At 70.5% G+C, this 17,639-nt stretch carries 18 protein-coding genes; 12 read left to right on the top strand and 6 right to left on the bottom strand.

The window, feature by feature from the left end; translation table 11 throughout:
- Positions 1-32 precede the first annotated feature (32 nt).
- Positions 33-1,214, top strand: a complete 1,182-nt coding sequence (locus FHU13_RS14030; protein ID WP_183436495.1) for an amidinotransferase — start codon at positions 33-35, stop codon at positions 1,212-1,214.
- A 214-nt stretch (positions 1,215-1,428) separates the two neighbouring features.
- Here the strand turns inward: FHU13_RS14030 and FHU13_RS14025 are convergent, their stop codons facing one another.
- The 6 genes from FHU13_RS14025 to FHU13_RS14000 all read right to left on the bottom strand — a co-directional run bounded on the left by FHU13_RS14025 (position 1,429) and on the right by FHU13_RS14000 (position 5,448).
- Positions 1,429-1,641 (bottom strand): hypothetical protein, encoded by a 213-nt coding sequence (locus FHU13_RS14025; protein ID WP_183436494.1) that lies wholly within the window; start codon positions 1,639-1,641, stop codon positions 1,429-1,431.
- Positions 1,642-1,707: 66 nt separating this feature from the next.
- Positions 1,708-2,319 carry a glutathione S-transferase gene (locus FHU13_RS14020; protein WP_183436493.1) on the bottom strand — a complete coding sequence of 204 codons (612 nt, stop codon included), beginning with the start codon at positions 2,317-2,319 and terminating at the stop codon, positions 1,708-1,710.
- 43 nt (positions 2,320-2,362) lie between these two features.
- Positions 2,363-3,505 (bottom strand): chlorophyllase/cutinase-like alpha/beta fold protein, encoded by a 1,143-nt coding sequence (locus tag FHU13_RS14015; RefSeq protein ID WP_183436492.1) that lies wholly within the window; start codon positions 3,503-3,505, stop codon positions 2,363-2,365.
- Positions 3,506-3,629: 124 nt separating this feature from the next.
- Positions 3,630-3,851, bottom strand: coding sequence for a hypothetical protein (locus tag FHU13_RS14010; protein ID WP_183436491.1), 222 nt, complete (start codon positions 3,849-3,851; stop codon positions 3,630-3,632).
- A gap of 94 nt (positions 3,852-3,945) precedes the next feature.
- Positions 3,946-4,794, bottom strand: coding sequence for a metallophosphoesterase (locus FHU13_RS14005; RefSeq protein ID WP_183436490.1), 849 nt, complete (start codon positions 4,792-4,794; stop codon positions 3,946-3,948).
- Between the two features lie 33 nt (positions 4,795-4,827).
- The gene (locus FHU13_RS14000; protein ID WP_183436489.1) at positions 4,828-5,448 is read right to left on the bottom strand and encodes a cation transporter; all 621 of its coding nucleotides are present in this window, start codon (positions 5,446-5,448) and stop codon (positions 4,828-4,830) included.
- 200 nt (positions 5,449-5,648) lie between these two features.
- Between FHU13_RS14000 and croR the strand changes: the two genes are divergently transcribed.
- From croR to FHU13_RS13945, 11 genes are all read left to right on the top strand, one after another.
- Complete coding sequence (gene croR / locus FHU13_RS13995) at positions 5,649-6,122, top strand: 3-hydroxybutyryl-CoA dehydratase (RefSeq protein WP_056203233.1); 474 nt, start codon at positions 5,649-5,651, stop codon at positions 6,120-6,122.
- An 8-nt stretch (positions 6,123-6,130) separates the two neighbouring features.
- Positions 6,131-6,946 (top strand): RNA methyltransferase, encoded by an 816-nt coding sequence (locus FHU13_RS13990; protein ID WP_183436488.1) that lies wholly within the window; start codon positions 6,131-6,133, stop codon positions 6,944-6,946.
- Between the two features lie 106 nt (positions 6,947-7,052).
- Complete coding sequence (locus FHU13_RS13985) at positions 7,053-8,555, top strand: helicase HerA domain-containing protein (protein WP_183436487.1); 1,503 nt, start codon at positions 7,053-7,055, stop codon at positions 8,553-8,555.
- A gap of 256 nt (positions 8,556-8,811) precedes the next feature.
- On the top strand, positions 8,812-10,404 hold the full coding sequence (crtI, locus tag FHU13_RS13980) for a phytoene desaturase family protein (RefSeq protein WP_183436486.1): 1,593 nt from the start codon (positions 8,812-8,814) through the stop codon (positions 10,402-10,404).
- Positions 10,404-10,832: a DUF2141 domain-containing protein gene (locus FHU13_RS13975; RefSeq protein WP_183436485.1), complete on the top strand. Its 429-nt coding sequence runs from the start codon at positions 10,404-10,406 to the stop codon at positions 10,830-10,832. Before crtI ends, FHU13_RS13975 begins: the two co-directional genes overlap by 1 nt.
- Before the next feature lie 10 nt (positions 10,833-10,842).
- Positions 10,843-11,808 (top strand): ABC transporter ATP-binding protein, encoded by a 966-nt coding sequence (locus tag FHU13_RS13970; protein WP_183436484.1) that lies wholly within the window; start codon positions 10,843-10,845, stop codon positions 11,806-11,808.
- A complete protein-coding gene (locus FHU13_RS13965; protein ID WP_183436483.1) occupies positions 11,805-13,016 on the top strand; it encodes an ABC transporter permease in 1,212 nt (403 codons plus the stop codon). Before FHU13_RS13970 ends, FHU13_RS13965 begins: the two co-directional genes overlap by 4 nt.
- 103 nt (positions 13,017-13,119) lie before the next feature.
- Positions 13,120-14,001, top strand: a complete 882-nt coding sequence (locus FHU13_RS13960; RefSeq protein WP_183436482.1) for a type 1 glutamine amidotransferase — start codon at positions 13,120-13,122, stop codon at positions 13,999-14,001.
- 69 nt (positions 14,002-14,070) lie between these two features.
- A complete protein-coding gene (locus FHU13_RS13955; RefSeq protein WP_183436481.1) occupies positions 14,071-15,609 on the top strand; it encodes a phytoene desaturase family protein in 1,539 nt (512 codons plus the stop codon).
- Positions 15,610-15,620: 11 nt separating this feature from the next.
- Positions 15,621-16,433 carry a lysophospholipid acyltransferase family protein gene (locus FHU13_RS13950; protein WP_183436480.1) on the top strand — a complete coding sequence of 271 codons (813 nt, stop codon included), beginning with the start codon at positions 15,621-15,623 and terminating at the stop codon, positions 16,431-16,433.
- Positions 16,430-17,590, top strand: coding sequence for a glycosyltransferase family 2 protein (locus tag FHU13_RS13945; RefSeq protein WP_183436479.1), 1,161 nt, complete (start codon positions 16,430-16,432; stop codon positions 17,588-17,590). The genes FHU13_RS13950 and FHU13_RS13945 overlap by 4 nt, the downstream gene beginning before the upstream one ends.
- Positions 17,591-17,639 lie beyond the last annotated feature (49 nt).

The raw sequence follows: 17,639 nt of genomic DNA, 5'->3' as shown, positions 1-17,639 counted from the left end.
TGTCGCGAGACGCCGCTTCAATGGAGCCGATAATGGATCGCGAGCCGCAGATCATGGCGGATTCCGCCCTGGTCGACGACGCCTCGACGAAGGGCTTTTCGGAGGGCTACGAGTCCCGCCGGGATATCCCCGCCACCCGCAGCCCGGTAATGGCCTGGAACGAGTGGGACCCGCTGGAGGAGGTGATCGTCGGCTCCCTCGACGGCGCCACGATCCCGACCCATCACCTCACCGTGATCTTCAACCTGCCGCGGGCGGCCCAGCCGTTCTACCGCTTCGCCTCCGGCTGGAAGTATCCGAAGTTCATGAAGAAGCTCGCGCAGGCCGAGCTCGACAACTTCATCTCGATTCTGGCCGGCGAGGGCGTGAAGGTGCGCCGCCCGGATGCGGTCGACTTCTCGAAGAAGTTCAAGGCGCCGCGCTGGACCTCCCGCGGCTTCTGCGTCGCCTGCCCGCGCGACCCCTACCTCGTGATCGGCGACGAAATCATCGAGAGCCCGATGTGCTGGCGCTCGCGCTACTTCGAGGGCGACGCCTACCGCTCGCTCTTCAAGGAGTATTTCCGCGCCGGGGCTCGGTGGACGTCCGCGCCGCGTCCGCAGCTCACCGACGACCTCTACAACTACGACTACCGGGTGCCGAACCTGAAGGCCGGCGAACCGATGCAGTTCACGGTCAACGAGTTCGAGCCGGTCTTCGATGCCGCCGACTTCGTGCGCTGCGGCCGCGACCTGTTCGTGACCCGCTCCAACGTGACGAACCTGATGGGCATCGAGTGGCTGCGCCGCCACCTCGGCCCGGGCTTCCGCATCCACGAGATCGAGAGCCGCTGCCCGCAGCCGATGCACATCGATTCGTCGTTCATGCCGCTGGCGCCGGGCAAGGTGCTGGTCAACCCCGATTACATCGACGTCGAGAAGCTGCCCTCGGTGCTCAAGAAGTGGGACGTGCTGATCGCCCCGCGCCCCGACCCGGTCGAGGGCTTCATGAGCAAGATCTCGATGTGCTCGCCCTGGACCTCGATCAACGTGCTCGCCATCGACGAGAAGAAGATCGTCGTGGACCAGAGTCAGCCGACTCTGATCAAGGCCCTGAAGGATTGGGGCTTCGACCCGATCCCGGCGCCGTTCCTGTCCTACGGCCCGTTCGGCGGCTCGTTCCACTGCGCCACGCTCGACGTGCGCCGCCGCGGCGTGCTGAAGTCGTACTTCTAAGGACTCGCCTCGCCCGTTCACGGGCGGGACGTTCGTCCTCCGAGCCTGCCGCGGCGGACCCGCGGCGGGCTTTTTTCGATTTAGGCCGCTGTCTGTCGTGCTCCTGGACCGCTTCGGCGCCGCCCCGCCATCGCGAGCGTCAGCGAAGCGATCCAGAAGCGCAACGTTGCAGGATAAGCCTCTCGGCCAAAACCCTTTTACCCGCTGATGCGGGTCAATCGCCAATGAGGCGCTCGGGCAGGCGCGTCGTCCGCCGATAGGTCGTCCCGGCGAGGGCGAGCGCGCCGCCAAACTGCAAAAAACCGTTCTCCGCGAGGCCGTCCGGGGCGAGGTGAGCCTGGAGCGCGAGGCGGGTCAGCGCATTGAGCGCGATGACGGCGAGGCAGAAGACGGCGGACGCGAGCGCGGCGGCGACGAAATCGGGCATGAGGGCCTCCCGGAAGGGACGGCCCGAGCGTAGCAAGGGCCGAGCCAGCCGGAAGACCCCAAAAGGTCAGCCGGCGGGCGGGCGCGTCGCAATCATGGCGGGTCGCTCCTCGAACCGGGCGAACCAAGCCGCGAGCCTCGGCGCGTCGTCGCGCCACGCGATGTCGGAGAAGCGCAGGTCGAGGTAGCCCAGCGCGCAGGCAAGCGCGATGGTGCCGATATCGACCCGATCCTCTAAGTTCTCCGCGTGTTCCTCGAACCACGCGAGCGCGCTTTCGATCTTGGCGGTCTGCCCTTCGATCCATGCGGCCGAGCGCTCGGATTCGGGCCGCGCGGTCAACTCGTAGCGGATCAGCAGGGCGGCATCGAGCACGCCGTCGGCGGTCGATTGTTCGTTGAGGGCTCGCCACCGCGCCGGGCCTTCGGCCGGGAACAGGCGCCGGCCGGCTTCGGCATCGAGATACTCGCAGATCACCCGACTGTCGGCGAGGCTCTCGCCGGTCACGAGGATCAGGGTCGGCACCTGGGCGAGCGGGTGCTGCGCCAGCACCGAGCGGTCGCGCTTGACCGGGTGGACAGCGCTCGGCAGCAGCTCCAGCCGCTCGGCGAGGCCGAGTTCGTGGGCAACCACCATGACCTTCCGCACGAAGGGCGAGCTGTGCGAGTGGAACAGCTTCATCGGCTTCAAGACATCCTCTGCGGTTTCGAACGGGGTGCGGCGATCAGCGCTGCACGGCGGCGGGCGTCGCCGGCACCTTCGGCATCTCGACGCCGAGGCGCTTGACCGGCCAGCCGTCGCCCCAACGGCGCATGTCGCTGAAGGCGGGGTCGTTCTTCAGGCTCTGGGCGTCCTTACCCGCGAAGGCCGCCGCCGCCGCCATGTCGAAGGTGCGCCAGAAGGCGAGGAAATCGAGGCTGTCGGCGCGGGCGTTGTTGATCTGCGAGACCAGGGTGGTCTGCTCGCCCGAGAGCGCCATGTCCGCCGACCAGCGGAAGGGCGGCGGCTTCTCCCCCGGCGGGTCCGGCGGCAGCTTGATCGCGCCACCGTCATAGGCCGCATCGAGCCCGGCGGGCGAGGCGAGCGTCGCGGTCAGCGCCGGGAAGCCGTGGTCGTCCGAGAGCGCCCGCACGAACAGCTTGCGCTCCGGCGGCACGGAATGGGCGTCGCGCAGGATGCGGCGGGCGGCAGCGTCGGCGGCACGCGCGTCCCGGTCGCCGATCACCGTCACCAGCAGGGTCTTGGGCGACATACCCTCGAGGTCGCCGAGCGGGATGCCGCGGGACTTGGCATCCCGGGCGATGCCACCGGGCATCACGACGTAGACGAGCTTCGGCACGGGCAGACCTTCCTGCCCGGCTTCCGCCGCGAGGTGGGCGGCGAGCGGCGCGCCGGCCAAGTGGCCGATCAGGGCGAGGCGGCCGGTATCCGGCTTCGCATCAGCGTCGTTCGCGAGGTCGGCAAACGCGGATTTGAGCAGGCGCGCAGCGGTGGCCGGCGCGTCCGCGGGCCGGGTGCGGTTCACCTCTTGGAAGCGCGGGAACAGCACGAGCCAGCCGTTGCGGGCGAGATGGTCGATCCAGGCGCCGTAGGCCTGCGGGTTCGTTGCGCCCCAGGCGTGCAGGAAAACCGCGACCGGCCGCCCGCCCTCGGGCGCCGGACCGGCCTTGTAGAAGGCGTAGGTCGCCGCACTCGCCTTGCCCACCGCACGCTTGGTGATCGTGGCAGACTTATCGCCGATGCCCCCAGGACCCTCCGCCGGCTGGGCCGGCGGGGCGGCGGCGAAGGCCGGCCCAGCGACGGACAGGGCGGCCAGCATGCCCAAGGTGGGCCAACGCAGGGCGGCAAGTCCGAACTTCAGGCGCATCAGTCTCTCGACGATCGGCGAAAATCTGCGCCGACCCTGCCCGCTCACGCGGAATTCAGAGTTCGGCCGCGCCTGAATAGCAGATTCCGGCGCGGAGGCGACGTCGGAGAGGCAACGCTCTGCGCTATTCGCGCTCCTTCACTCGGCGGCACTCGGTCTTGAGGTAGCTCGTCTTGCCGACCTCGTCGCGCAGGTCGGTTCGGGCGATGATCTCCTGCCAGCCGCTGGTGCAGCCGAGTTCGTTCGCCACGCGCACCTTGCGCACCTCGCTCGCCCGGTCGTCGTTGCAATCCTGCTGCGGGATGCCGTTGGCGCAGACGAGCACGACGGCGATGAAAGCGTTCATGGCGAATCTCCCGGATTTTTTGTTGGCTTTGCCTGCCTGTGGCGTGCCGGGACCTTACGCACGAGGCCCGCGTCGGGTTTCGTGGATGGGATCGTTATCCCACCGCAACGGTGAGATCGCTCCGAAAAGTCTGCCCTTCCACGGGGTTGGCGAGCCAGCGGGTGCGTCCGATCCGAAGATCGTGCCCGGCGTGGAAGTGGCCGGAAATCCAGAGATCGGGACGGTCCGCCTCGGGCAGGTCGTCGAGGATTGTGGTGGCGTAGAAGGCCGGCACCCACCACGGCACGCCGGGCGCGTCGCGGAACGCGTCGGCGGCGAGCGGGCTCGGCGGATGGTGTGTGACCGCGACCGTCGGCCCGTCATGCGGCCGGGCCAGGGCTTCGAGGAACGCCGCCTTCTCGCGGCCATGCGCCTCCATCGCGTCCGCCGGCGACCAAGGTTCGCGGTCGGCCCGGCGGATCGAGCCGCGATATTCCCGCGAACCCGTGACGGGGTCGGTCATCCGTGCGGCGGCATAGGCGACCGGATCGTCGGGCCGGTCGGGCGTGTCGTCGGTGAGCCAGCGCCCGGCGAGCGACCAGTCGCTCCAGAGCGTCGTGCCGACGAAGCGCACGCCACCGATCACGGCGGCCTGCCCGCCCTGGAGCAGATGGATGCGGCTCCCCAGCTCGTTCAGCCGGGCGACCTTGCGTTCGAGCGCGGCGAGGAGTTCCGGCGCGGTGCGCGGATCGCCGGTCGGGGCGTAGTGCTCGTGGTTGCCCGGCACCAGCACCACCGGCCGCTCGCCCGCCAGCGCCAGCACCGTGGCGAGCCCGGCCTCGGGTTGGCCCTCGTGCAGGTCGCCGGCGCAGACGAGCACGTCGAAGGGTGCCGCGGGCGGCGGAATCATCTCCGGACGGCGCCGTTCGAGATGCAGGTCGGAAAGAGGAAAGAGGCGCAGCACGGGGTCCGTAAATTCGAAGTTCGGGGGGAAGGATCAGGCGCGTGCCTGCGACGCGGCCTCCTCGGCCGCCGCGTGCCATTCGCGGCGGGCGGCCTTGAGCACGTCGAAGGCGGAATCGGCGTTGATGACGGCGATGCCTCCTGCCGCCACGAGGTCCGGCCAGGGCGAGAGCGTCAGCGCGGTGACGAGACCGGCGACGATGATCGCGACGTTGGCGGCGACGTCGTTGCGGGCGGAGAGATAGGCCGCGCGGGTCAGGCTGCCATGCCCGTCGCGGTGGCGGGCGAGCATCAGCGCGCAGGTGAGGTTGACGAGAAGCGCGCCGAGGCCGGTCAGCGTCAGCGGCACGGGGGACGGTGCGGTGAATTCGGAGAATTTCTCGTAGGCCGCATAAGCCGTGGCGAGGCCCGGCACCAGCAGGATGCCGGCGAGCAGGGTGCCGAGCCGTGCCCGGTTGCGCACGCTCCAGCTCAACCCTACGAAGATCAGAAGGTTGATCGCGGCGTCTTCGAGGAAGTCGAGGCTGTCGGCGATGAGCGCCACCGAGCCGATGGCGAGCGCGACCGCGATCTCGATGCCGAAATAGCTCAAGTTCAGCGCCGCCACGCGGGCGACGACCGGGCGCAGGCCCGGCGAGGGCGGCAGACGAGGCACCGGCGGGTTCCCGAGGGTGGAGCGAGGCGGGCCGGTGATTGCCCGAGGCGCCCAGCCCTGTCGAGGGGCCTTCCCGTCCGGAAACCCTCTCGGCCTATTGTCCGTCTGGATTTGCGCGCGCGGCTGTGCGAGGCGAAAGGACTGCCAAAGGATAGCCAAGCCGCCCGTCGAGCGGCGGTCCGGACCGGGAGGCGTTGGACATGTTGCCCGAACTGCGCGTGCTCTATTTCGAGGATCTCGAAGTCGGGCTCACCGAGATCCTCAGGAAGGAGATCTCCTCCTCCGACGTGGTGGGCTTTGCCGAGATCACCGGCGATCGCAACCCGATCCACCTGTCCGAACACTTCGCCGCGCGCACGCCCTTCGGCACCCGCATCGCCCACGGTCTCTACACTGCCGGCCTGATCTCGGCAGTGCTCGGCACCCGCCTGCCGGGGCCGGGCGCAGTCTATATCTCGCAGACCCTGAACTTCCGCGCGCCCGTGCGCATCGGCGACGTCGTCGAGGTGAAGGTCGAGGTCGCCGAGCTGATCCCCGAGCGCCGCCGCGCCCGCCTCGCCTGCACCTGCTCCGTCGGAGACGAGGTGGTGCTCGACGGAGAGGCCCTGGTGAAGGTGCCGAAGAAGGAGGAAGCCGACCCGCTCGCCATGCGCATGGGCGGCGGCCGCGCTTAAACCCGCGCTTGTTCGAACCGATCGCCATCGACGATCCGGACGACCCGCGGCTCTCCGCCTACCGGGACGTGCGCGAGCGCGACCTCGTGGGGCGGCAGGGCCGCTTCATCGTCGAGGGCGAGGTGACCCTGCGGCTGCTGTTCTCCGCCGGCGCCCGCTTCGCCGCGGAATCGGTGCTGCTGGCGCCCGAGCGTTGGGCTGGCCTCTCCGACGTGTTCGCGGCCCGCGCGGACGGTCCGCCGGTCTATCTGGCCGGCAAGGACGTGATGAGCGCGGTGGCGGGCTTCCCGATCCACCGCGGCGTGCTGGCGGTGGGCCTGCGCGGCGCCGAGCCGGTGCCCGAGGCACTGATCCCGGCGGCTCCTGCCCCGGCCCTCGTCGTCGGGCTGGTGGGGCTGACCAACCACGACAATGTCGGCGGCCTGTTCCGCAACGCCGCCGCCTTCGGCGCCGACGCGGTCTGGCTCGATGCCGAGACCTGCGATCCCCTCTACCGCAAGGCCATCCGCGTCTCGGCGGGCGCGGCGCTGACCGTGCCCTTCGCCCGTGCGGCGAGCGGGGCGGCGCTGCTCGACCTGGCCGAGCGCCACACCCTGACGCCGCTGGCGCTGACCCCCGGCGGCAGTGAGACGCTGGATGCCTTGGAGCCGCCTCCGCGAGCGCTGCTGCTGCTCGGCACCGAGGGGCCCGGACTGCCCGAATCGCTGATGGCACGGGCCCGCCGTGTGCGGATCGCCATGGCGCCGGGCTTCGATTCGCTCAACGTCGCGACGGCCGGCGCCATCGCGCTGCATCATCTGGCCGGGCGGCGGCACATGGGCTGAAGCCGCAATAAGCGGCTGCGGCCTCCCGCCTGTGGACGGCTCGGGCCAGCGCGGACCCCGGCCGCCCCGCGCATGTTAGAAAGTTTGGGCGCCAGCGGGGTACGGGATGGGCTACGAGATCGATCTGGGGCGGGCCGGCGACGGGTCCGGGACGATGGACCTCACCGAGCTTCTGGCGACGCGCCTCCTCGTCCAGGGCAATTCCGGTTCGGGCAAGTCGCACCTGCTGCGCCGTCTGCTGGAGCAGAGCGCGGGCCTCGTGCAGCAGGCGATCATCGACCCCGAAGGCGACTTCGTCACGCTGGCCGAGCGCTACGGCCACGTCGTGGTCGAGGCGGATGGCAACGAGGCCGAACTCCTGCGGATCGCCGCGCGCGTGCGCGAGCATCGGGTGTCCGTCGTGCTCTCGCTGGAAGGGCTCGACGCCGAGGACCAGATGCGCGCCGCCGCCGCCTTCCTCGGCGGCCTGTTCGATGCCGACCGCTCGCTCTGGTACCCGATGCTGGTGGTGGTGGACGAGGCGCAGCTCTTTGCCCCCGCCGCCGCGGGCGAGGTGTCGGACGAGGCCCGCCGCCTCTCGCTTGGCGCCATGACCAACCTGATGTGCCGCGGGCGAAAGCGGGGGCTCGCCGGGATCATCGCCACGCAGCGTCTGGCCAAGCTCGCCAAGAACGTCGCGGCGGAAGCCTCGAACTTCCTGATGGGTCGCACCTTCCTCGACATCGACATGGCGCGTGCCGCCGACCTGCTCGGACTCGACCGCCGCCAGGCCGAGACCTTTCGCGATCTGGCCCGCGGGCATTTCGTCGGCCTCGGGCCGGCGATCTCGAAGCGTCCGCTGCCGATCGCCATCGGTCCGACGGTGACCGAGAGCCGCAACGCCGCCCCCGCCCTGCTGCCGCTGCCGACCATGGGCGAGGAGGCGCGCGCCCTGATCATGACGGCCTCTCCCGAGGAAGAGGCGCGGCCCCTCCCCGCCCCTCGGCCGAAGCCCGCGCGGGCGCCGGGGCCCGACGTGCTGGTCCAGCTCGCCAATTACCGCCCGCCGGTCCGCGAGGATCTGCCGGAGGAGGAGTCGATGGACCCGGCCGAGCGCGAGGCGGCGATGGCTGAGATCCTGGCCTCGGTCCTCGCCGACTCGGACGCCGCCGCCTGCACGCCGGCCACGCTCTACCAGGACTTCACCGTGCGCTGCCGCATCCGCCGGATCGGCGGCGAGGCGATGGGCCTGCCTGAATTCAAGCGCCGGCTCGCCGTGGCCCGGGCCGGTGTCCAGGGTGCCACCGCCGAGGGGCCGGGCTGGGAGCGGGCGCAGGAGATCGCCGCCAGCCTGCCCGAGGATCTCGCCGGGCTGTTCCTGCTCATTGCCCGCACCGCGCTCGAAGGAGCGCCCTGCCCGTCCGACGCGGCCCTCGCGGAGGCTTACGGTACCTCCTCGGCGGGGCGTGCGCGGCGGATGCTCGGCTACCTGGAGGAGCGCGGCGCCATCGTCATGCGCCGGGATCTGCGCGGCGCGCCGATCATCGCCGTGCCCGATCTCGACGCCGAGACCGGCCCGCAGATCGGCGCCGCCGCGGTGCTCCCGCTGAAGCGCCGGGGGCGGGCCTGAGAGCATCAGGCTGCGATCTCGCGCGGACCGCCTGAGGTTGAATCCGCGCGATTCCGGGCGATGCTGAGTGTCTCTCACAAAACTCCCGCCGCGCTGTCGTCGCCAGGGCGAGAACGGTCAGGGACCGGGAATTTTGTGAGGCACTGTTAGCCGGTTTCTGTTGAGACCGGTGGCACGCGACAATCCGCGCCCCTTGCAGCTGGGCCGAGTCCGGCCAAGATTGCCTCCACAATTTCAGGTCGGGAGTCTTGGGGCGTTGCTGCAGTCGCGGAAAGGTTTGCGTACCCTGTCGGGCCGCCGCGTCGTCGTCGTCGGGGCTGGCCCCGGCGGGCTCGCCACCGCGCTGCTCCTGGCCAAAGCTGGCCTGCACGTCACCATTATCGAGCGCGACGCGACGGTCGGCGGTCGCACCAAGACCGTCGAGGCGCCGGGCGGCTACCGCTTCGATATCGGCCCGACCTTCTTCCTCTATCCGCAGATCCTGGCCGACATCTTCGAATCCTGCGGCGAGCGCCTGGAGGATCACGTCCGGCTGGAGCGGCTCGACCCGCAATACAACCTCGTCTTCGAGGGCGAGGACGGCGTCTCGGGGCAGATCCGCGCCACCGGAGACGTACCTCGGCTCAGGGAGGAGATCGCCCGCCTCGCCCCCGCCGATGCCGAGAACGTCGAAAAGTTCTTCGAAGAGAACCGGACCAAGCTGAACTACTTCAAGCCGGTGCTGGAGCAGCCCTTCGACAATTTCCTGTCGATGGCGAGCCCGGCGATGCTCGCGGCGCTCCCTCACCTCCATCCCGGCCGAAGCGTAGATCGGGATCTGAGGCGCTACTTCGCCGACCCGCGGGTGCGCCTCGCCTTCTCGTTCCAGACCAAATATCTCGGGATGTCGCCCTTCCGCTGCCCGAGCCTGTTCACGATCCTCTCGTTCCTCGAGTACGAGCACGGGGTCTATCATCCGGTCGGCGGCTGCGGCGCGGTCTCGGAGGCGATGGCCGGACTCGCCCGCCGCATGGGCGTCGACATCCGCCTCGGCCAATCCGTCGAGCGGGTGCTGTTCGAGGGCAAGCGCGCCTGCGGAGTGGTCGTGGGTGGTGAGACGCTGAAGGCCGACGCGGTCGTCGTGAACGGCGACTTCGCCAAGGTGATCCGCGACCTCGTGCCGGAGAAGCGGCGTCCGCGTTGGCGCGACGCCAAGATCGGCAAGGCCCGGCTCTCGTGCTCGACCTACATGCTCTACTTGGGGCTGGAGGGTAAAATGCCCGAGAGCCTCGGCCACCACACGATCCTGCTGGCCAAGGAATACGAGCGCAACATCAAGGAGATCACCGGCGGCACGCTGCCGATGGAGCCCTCGATCTACGTGCAGCACGCGGGCTTCACCGATGGCGGCATGGCGCCGCCCGGCCACACCGCCCTCTACGTGCTGGTGCCGGTGCCGAACCTGAAGTCGGGCATCGATTGGGAGGCGATCGGCCCGAGCTACCGCAAGCTGGTGCTCGAGCGCTTGAAGCTCCTGGGGCTCCACGACATCGAGAGCCGCATCCGCTACGAGCGCGTGGTCGATCCCCGCGACTGGCGCGACGAGTTCGCGGTGCACGAGGGCGCGACCTTCAACCTCGCCCACGATCTGCTGCAGATGCTGTGGTTCCGCCCGCACAACCGCTTCGGGCCGGGGCTCTACCTCGTCGGCGGCGGTACCCATCCGGGCTCCGGCCTTCCCGTCATCTATGAGGGCGCGCGCATCTCCGCCCGCCTCCTGATCGAGGATCTCGCCAAGGAGCAGGCCCCCGCGATCCTGGCCGACCTGCCGACGACCTCGCCGCTTGCCACACAGGGCGACCCGAGCTGATGCGGGCGGCCCTTCTCTCAGGTCTCGCCATGCTGGCCGCCCTCGCGAGCCCGGCGCGGGCGGCGAGCCTGGAGGTGATCGTCGAGGGCGCCGAGCCGGGGCCGGGCGACGTGTATGTCACCCTCTGCCAGCGCGGGTTGAGTGAGGCCGCCTGCCCGATCGGCCGGAGCGTCCCGAACCGCGGCGGCGCCGAGCGCTTCGTCTTCACCGACGTGCCCGCAGGGGTCTGGGCGGTCGCCGCCTTCCAGGACGAGAACGGCAACAGCCGGCTCGACCGGACGGGCCTCGGCCTGCCCTTGGAGCCCTACGGCTTCTCCGGCGCCGTCGGGCGCCGGGCCCGGCCGGATTTTTCCAGCGCGAGCTTCGACCTGCGCGAGCCCGGTGCTGCGGTGCGGGTTCGCCTCGCCCGTCCCCTGCCGCGGCGCTGACGGGCGTCCGATGAGCGCCGCCGCTCCGCCCCTCGCCACCGTCGAGGGGGCCGCCCTCGCCTATCGCGGCCGGCCGGCCCTGCGCGGGCTCGACCTCACCGTTGTGCGCGGGACGACGCTGGCGCTGCTCGGTCCGAACGGGGCCGGCAAGACCAGCCTGATCCGCTTGCTCGCAGGACGGCTCAGGCCTGATGCCGGTTCCGTGCGCGTGCTGGGCGGCGACCCCCATGCCGACCGGGCGACGCGCAAGCGGATCGGATTCGTACCCCAGGAGATCGCACTCTACCCGCGTCTCACCGTTACGGAGAACCTCGACGTCTTCGCCCGGCTCGCCGGCCTGGGGCGGGGAGAGCGGCGCGGGGCGGTCGCTGCGGCGATCGGGCGGTGCGCCCTTCCCGACGTCGCGGGACGCATCGTCGCCACGCTCTCGGGCGGCTACCAGCGCCGGGTCAACATCGCCGCGAGCCTGCTCGCATCCCCCGACCTGATCCTGCTCGACGAGCCGACCCAGGGGGTCGATCTCGACGCGCGCGCAGCGATCCACGCGGTGCTGGCGGGTCTGCGTGCGGGCGGCGCCGGCCTCGCCATCAGCACCCACGATTTTTCCGAGGCGGAGCGCCTCGCCGACCGCGTCGCCATCCTCGCCGACGGGCGGATCCGGCTTGAGGGTCCGCTCGCCGCGCTGATGCGTCCGCTCGAGGCTGCTCCGCCCGAGCACGAGGCGGTGCTGGAGAGCCCGCCGGACGCCACCGCCGAGGCGGCCCTGCGGCGTTCCGGCTTCTCGCCGCTCGCGGGCGACGCGCGGTTCTGGCGCGCCGACCACGGTGCGGCGGGCGGGCTCGACGGAGCGGCCCTGCTTGCCGCGCTGCGCGCCACCGGCGTGCCGGTGGCCGAGATCCGCGTGCGCCGCCCCGGCCTGGAAACCCTCTATCGGGACAGCCTCGCCGAGGATTCCAGCCTGGAGACGGCGGCGTGATCGCGGCGGCGTTTCGGGTGATGTGGCTCTCGCTCCTGCGCGACCGCGCGGCGCTGACCATGGCCTTCGTGCTTCCCACCGTCATCTTCGCGATCTTCGCGGCGATCTTCTCGGGCGCGATCGGCGACCGCATCCGCATCCATCTCGGACTCGCCGACCTCGCGGGCACCGCCACCACGCAGCGCCTCGTCACGGCGCTGGAGGCCGAGCCGTCGCTGCGCGTCGAGCGTCTGAACGTGGCGGATGAAGCGGCCGCCCTCCGCGCGGTGCGCCGCGGCGAGGTCGATGTGGCCCTGGTGCTGCGCGGCGACCTCGCGGCCCCGGGCGGCACGCAGAGGGCAAGCGCGACGCCGAGCCAGCCGGTGCTGCTGATCGAGAGCCCCTCGCGGGCGCTCGCCACGCCGATCGCGCTGGGTCAGCTCCAGCGCGCCCTCAACGACGCCCTGCCCGACGTGGTGCTCTCGCGCATCGTCGCGGACGTGGAGCGCTCCGGAAAGATCGGCCCGGATGAGCGCGCCTTCCTCGACGAGGCCTTCGCCGAGCAGCGGGCGAAGAAAGAGCCCTTCTCTTTCACCCGCCTCGTCGAGACCCGCACGGCGGCGAGCGGGCGCGGCAACGAGCGGGTGAGCTACTATGCAGGCGCCATCGCCGCCGTGTTCCTGCTGTTCGCGGCGATGCAGGGGGCGCTCTCCCTGGTGGACGAGCGGGAGGGCGGCCTCGCCGATCGTCTCGCCGCCGGTCCCGGCGGCCTGCCGGTCATCGTGATGGGCAAGTTCCTGTTCCTGCTCGGCCAGGGCGTCGTGCAGGCCGGGCTGATCTTTTCCGCCGCCGCGCTGCTGCACGGCGTCGATGTCTCCGGCCACTGGATCGGCTGGCTCGTCACCTCGATCCTCGTCTCCGCCATGGCGGCCGGCCTCGCGCTCGCTGCCTGCTCCCTCTCGGCCACCCGGCAGCAGGCGCATCTCGCTGCGACCTTCGGCGTGCTGCTGCTCTCGGCGGTGGGCGGCAGCATGGTGCCCCGCTTCCTCATGCCTCCCTGGCTGCAACAGGCCGGTTGGCTGACACCCAACGCCTGGGCGATCGAGGCCTATCAGGCGGCACTCGGCGAGGGGGTGTCCGCCGCTTTGCCCGCCTGGGGTGTGCTGGCGGGGTTGGCGGCTGTAGGGCTGGCGGTTGCGGTCGGGGCAGTGGGCCGCAAGCGGATCTGAGGCGGATCGCCCTGCGGCGACCTGTGCTCGCGACCGGAAGAGCTGGATCGGGCAGAGGCAGCGATCGCCCGACCTGTTCTGTCTCGGAAGCCGCCCCGCACTCATGACAAACCCGATGCTGCGCCTGCTGATCGCTGACGGCAATGACCGCGACGGTCGAGCGATGCGCGTGGACGCCGTCGGCCGAACCGCCTCGCAGGCTTTTGCCGCGGTGGTGACCGACCTCGCGCCCGAAGCGGCCTGCACGCTGGTGAACCCCGCCGATGCCGAGGCCGGGATCGGGCTCGATGGGTTCGACGGCATGGTGCTCACCGGTTCCACCTTGCGGCTCGCCGAGGACGGTCCGGCCGTGCGGCGCCAGCTCGACCTGATGCGCGCGGCGCTGGAGGCCGGCCTGCCGGTGTTCGGCTCGTGCTGGGGCATGCAGGTCGCCGCAGCGGTCGCGGGCGGAGATGTCGGCGCGAATCCGCGCGGGCCGGAATACGGCTTCGCCCGCCGCATCGCAGCGGTCGGCGATGGCGCGGCGCACCCCCTGCTCGCCGGCCGTGGTCTCGCCTGGGACGCGCCCGCAATCCATCTCGACGCCGTGCTGAGCGCCCCGCCCGGCGCGCGGGTTCTCGCCGCCAACGACGTCCTCGATGTGCAGGCGATCGAGATTCGCTGGGGCCGGGGCCTGTTCTGGGGCACGCAGTACCACCCGGAAACCGATTTCGACGAACTCGCCGCGATGTTGCGGCTGAGCGCCGAAGAAGTCGTCTCCGCCGGGCTTGCCGAGGATCATGCGGCCGTCGAGGCCTATTCGAGCGAGGTCGAGGACCTTGCCGACCGTGACGGTCCGGCCCGCAGCCAACGGGCATGGCGCCTCGGGGTCGGTACCGATGTACTCGAATCCGATCAGCGGCGCCGGGAGATCGGCAATTTCCTCAAGCACCTGTCCACAGCCCGCGGCGCGGAATGGACGGTGCGCGACCGGGTGGCACGTTGACCCGTCCCCATCCGCATCTAGCTTCGCTTTGATGGTCTGCTTTTCAGGCCCGCGGGAGACGCGTTTCCAATGAGCCAGGGTTCTTCGGTCGCGGTCGTCGGAAGCGGGCTCGGCGGACTGGCCTCCGCCTGCGTGGCGGCAGCCCGCGGGCATCGCGTCACGGTCTACGACAAGAACGACTGGATGGGCGGCAAGGCCGCGGTGCTGCGCGAGGGCGGCTTCCGCTTCGATATGGGCCCCACCATCCTCACCGTGCCGCGCGTGCTCGAGCGCATCTTCGCCGAGGCCGGGCGCTCAGTGCACGATTACATGGATCTGCGCCGCCTCGACCCGCAATGGCGCTGCTTCTTCGATGACGGCTCACGCGTCGACCTGATCGAGGATGTCGATGCCATGGCCGCCTCCATGGACCGGTTCGCGCCCGGCCAAGGAGTGGGTGAAGGCTACAAGAAGTTCATCGCCGTTTCCGAGCACCTGCACGGCGTGTCGGAGAGATTCTTCTTCTGGAAGGCGGTGCAGGACCTGTTCGACACGATCGACCTTCGCGCCAACATGAAGCCCGGTACGCTGCGCGACGTGCTGTCGCTTCGCATGCACGCCACCGTCGCGAGCACGATCCGCGGCAAGGTCAAGGATGCGCGCCTCGCGCAGATGCTCGACCACTTCGTGCAATATGTCGGCTCCTCGCCCTACGGCGCGCCGGCGGTGCTCTGCGCCATCGCCCACATGCAGACGGCCGAAGGCGTCTGGTACCCGATGGGCGGCACCCGCGCGGTCGCCGAGGGGCTGATGCGGCTCGCCACCGAACTCGGCGCCACGATGAAGCCCGCCGACGAGGTGCTCGGTCTCGACATTGCGAACGGTCAGCTCCGCGGCCTGCGCACCCGCGACGGCATCACGCCTTATGACGCCGTGATCTCCAACATGGATTCGGTGCGCACCTACCGCGAGCTCGTCGGCGGCGAGGTCGGCAAGTCCTACGAGAAGAAGAGCTTCGAACCGGCCTGCTCGGGTGTGGTGCTCTATCTCGGGCTGAAACAACGCTACGAGCACCTGAACCATCACGATTTCGTCTTCTCCCGCGACCCGGAGGAGGAGTTCGACTTCATCTACCGCAAGGGCGAGCCGGCCCCCGACCCGACCGCCTATCTCGCCGCCCCCTCCTCCACCGATCCGAGCGTGGCACCCGAGGGGGGGGAGGCGCTCTACGTCCTCGTCCACACGCCGTATCTGCGCCCGCACCACGACTGGTCGAAGATGTTCCCGGCCTATCGCCGGACGATCCTGGAGAAGCTCAAGCGCACCGGCGGTATGCCGGACCTCGAGGAACGCATCGTCTTCGAGCGCCACCTCACGCCGCAGGATATCCACGACCGCTACAAGGTTCTGAACGGCGCGATCTACGGGCTGGCCTCGCACGGGCGGATGATGGGCGCGTTCAAGCCCGGCAACCGCTCGCGGGAGGTGCGCGGCCTCTATCTCGCGGGCGGCGCCGCCCATCCGGGGCCGGGCATGCCGATGGTGATGATGTCGGGCTGGATCGCGGCCGATGCCCTCGATCAGGATCTGCGCGGCAGCGGAGAACCGGAACTGCGCAAGAGCGCCTGAGCTTCCCTGTCATGATGCGGTCGACAAAGTCGCCCGAGCGTTCACCGCGGCTCTGGCGGTTCATGGCTGCCTATTTCGACCGCTTCGTGCGGCGCCACCTGAACGCCCTGCGGCTCGCCCGCTGGGGCGTTCCGGCCGACGCGACGGGTGTGGCCCCGCTGGTGATCTACTCCAACCATCCGGCGTGGTGGGATGCGGCGATCCTGATCGTCGCCGCCGACCGGCTGTTTTCGAAGCGCGAGAGCTTCGCGCCGTTCGATGCCGCGATGCTGGAGAAGTACGGCATCTTCCGGAAGATGGGTGCCTTCCCTGTCGATCTCGACAGCGCGCGGGGCGCTGCGCAGTTCCTTTCGGCGTCCCGCTCGATCCTGAGTGCGCCGAACCGCGCGATCTGGATCACTGCGCAGGGCCGCTTCGCCGATGTGCGGGCCCGTCCGCTCGGGTTGAAGCCCGGTGTCGCACGGCTCGCCGAGATCGCGCCTGAGGCGACCATCCTGCCGCTCGCCGTGGAATATGCCTTCTGGGAGGAGCGCGGTGCGGAAGCTTTTATCGCCTTCGGCGCCCCGTTCGCGGCCGCCGAGCTGCTGGCCCTCCCCCGCCCCGAGCGCCTCGCCCGGCTGGAGACAGCGCTGACCGCGACCCTCGACCGGCTCTCGGACGACGTAGTCGCCCGCGAGCCGGCCCGGTTCGAGACACTGGTGGCGGGACGACGCGGCGTCGGTGGCGTCTATGACGGCTGGCGGCGGCTCGCGGCCGCGCTGACCGGCCGCCGCTTCGAGCCGGGGCACCGGGACGGCGATGGTCAGGAGATGCGGACCCGATGACGCTGGCGCTCCTCGTTCTCGCGATCATCGCCCTTGCGCTGGCCCTGCTTCCGGCAGGGCTGGCGGCGGTCAACCTCGCGATCCTTCGCACGCCCGAAGCCGCTCGGACCGATGGTCTCGTCTCGATCCTGATTCCCGCCCGCAACGAAGCGGCGGTGATCGAGGGCACGGCGCGGGCGGCGCTCGCGAGCCGCGGCGTCCCGGTCGAGGTGATCGTCGGCGACGATCACTCGACGGACGACACCGCGGCCATCGTCGCGCGCATCGCGGGCACCGATCCACGCCTTCGGCTGATCTCCGTGCCGGCCCTGCCCGAGGGCTGGACCGGCAAGAATCACGCCTGCGTCGCCCTGGCCGCCGAGGCGCGGGGCGAGCGCCTGCTGTTCCTCGATGCCGACGTGACGCTGGCGCCGGATGGCGCGGCGGCCCTCGCCGCGCATGCCGCGAGGAGCGGCGCTCATCTCGTCAGCGGCGTACCGCGGCAGGTGATGGAAACCCTCGGCGAGCGCCTGACCGTGCCGATGATCGACTTCCTGATGCTCGGCTACCTGCCGGTCGCCCTGATGCGCGCTTCGCCTCGGACCTCGCTCGGTGCCGCCTGCGGGCAGATGATCCTGATCGCGCGCGAGGCCTACACGGCCACCGGCGGTCACGATGCGATCCGCACCTCGCTGCACGACGGCGTGCGCCTGCCGCGGCTGCTGCGCGAGCGCGGCTTTCGCACGGATCTCGTGGCGGGCCACGCGCTCGCTACCTGCCGGATGTACCGGAATTTTTCGCAGTCCTGGGCCGGCTTCTCGAAGAACGCGCACGAGGGCATGGCGACGCCCGCCGCGCTTCCCATCTGGACGCTGCTGCTGTTCGGCGGCCACGTCCTGCCCTGGCTCGTCCTCGCCGCCGCCCTGGCGCTGGGGACCGGTAAGGCCGCCGCCGTGGCGGGTGCTGCCGCTCTCGTCTCGCTCGGCACCCGCGCGGCGATCACCCTCCGGGTAGCCGAACCGCCGGTGACGATCCTCCTCCACCCGCTCACCGTCAGCACGGCGCTGGCGATCCAATGGAACGTGCTGCTGCGGCCGGGTCGCGCCGGCCAGGCGGTGTGGAAGGGCCGCCGCTACACGGTGGGTGCAGCGCCGAAGCCTCAGCGTGAGCTGGGCTGATCCCTTTCAACCCGAGACAAATCCATGCGGCAAATCGTGTAAGGGCGGC

The organism is Methylobacterium sp. R2-1, from assembly GCF_014191355.1.
Lineage (GTDB): Bacteria > Pseudomonadota > Alphaproteobacteria > Rhizobiales > Beijerinckiaceae > Methylobacterium.
The sequence above is the reverse complement of the archived record's forward strand: the minus strand, read 5'-3'. Positions and strand labels throughout refer to the sequence as shown.

What these genes read in the sequence shown, in the direction of transcription:
- FHU13_RS14030 (WP_183436495.1), top strand. Translation starts at nt 33, where the DNA reads ATGGATCGCGAGCCGCAGATCATGGCGGATTCCGCCCTGGTCGACGAC.
- FHU13_RS14025 (WP_183436494.1), bottom strand. Translation starts at nt 1,641, where the DNA reads ATGCCCGATTTCGTCGCCGCCGCGCTCGCGTCCGCCGTCTTCTGCCTC.
- FHU13_RS14020 (WP_183436493.1), bottom strand. Translation starts at nt 2,319, where the DNA reads ATGAAGCTGTTCCACTCGCACAGCTCGCCCTTCGTGCGGAAGGTCATG.
- FHU13_RS14015 (WP_183436492.1), bottom strand. Translation starts at nt 3,505, where the DNA reads ATGCGCCTGAAGTTCGGACTTGCCGCCCTGCGTTGGCCCACCTTGGGC.
- FHU13_RS14010 (WP_183436491.1), bottom strand. Translation starts at nt 3,851, where the DNA reads ATGAACGCTTTCATCGCCGTCGTGCTCGTCTGCGCCAACGGCATCCCG.
- croR (WP_056203233.1), top strand. Translation starts at nt 5,649, where the DNA reads ATGTTGCCCGAACTGCGCGTGCTCTATTTCGAGGATCTCGAAGTCGGG.
- FHU13_RS13985 (WP_183436487.1), top strand. Translation starts at nt 7,053, where the DNA reads ATGGGCTACGAGATCGATCTGGGGCGGGCCGGCGACGGGTCCGGGACG.
- FHU13_RS13975 (WP_183436485.1), top strand. Translation starts at nt 10,404, where the DNA reads ATGCGGGCGGCCCTTCTCTCAGGTCTCGCCATGCTGGCCGCCCTCGCG.
- FHU13_RS13970 (WP_183436484.1), top strand. Translation starts at nt 10,843, where the DNA reads ATGAGCGCCGCCGCTCCGCCCCTCGCCACCGTCGAGGGGGCCGCCCTC.
- FHU13_RS13960 (WP_183436482.1), top strand. Translation starts at nt 13,120, where the DNA reads ATGACAAACCCGATGCTGCGCCTGCTGATCGCTGACGGCAATGACCGC.
- FHU13_RS13955 (WP_183436481.1), top strand. Translation starts at nt 14,071, where the DNA reads ATGAGCCAGGGTTCTTCGGTCGCGGTCGTCGGAAGCGGGCTCGGCGGA.
- FHU13_RS13950 (WP_183436480.1), top strand. Translation starts at nt 15,621, where the DNA reads ATGATGCGGTCGACAAAGTCGCCCGAGCGTTCACCGCGGCTCTGGCGG.
- FHU13_RS13945 (WP_183436479.1), top strand. Translation starts at nt 16,430, where the DNA reads ATGACGCTGGCGCTCCTCGTTCTCGCGATCATCGCCCTTGCGCTGGCC.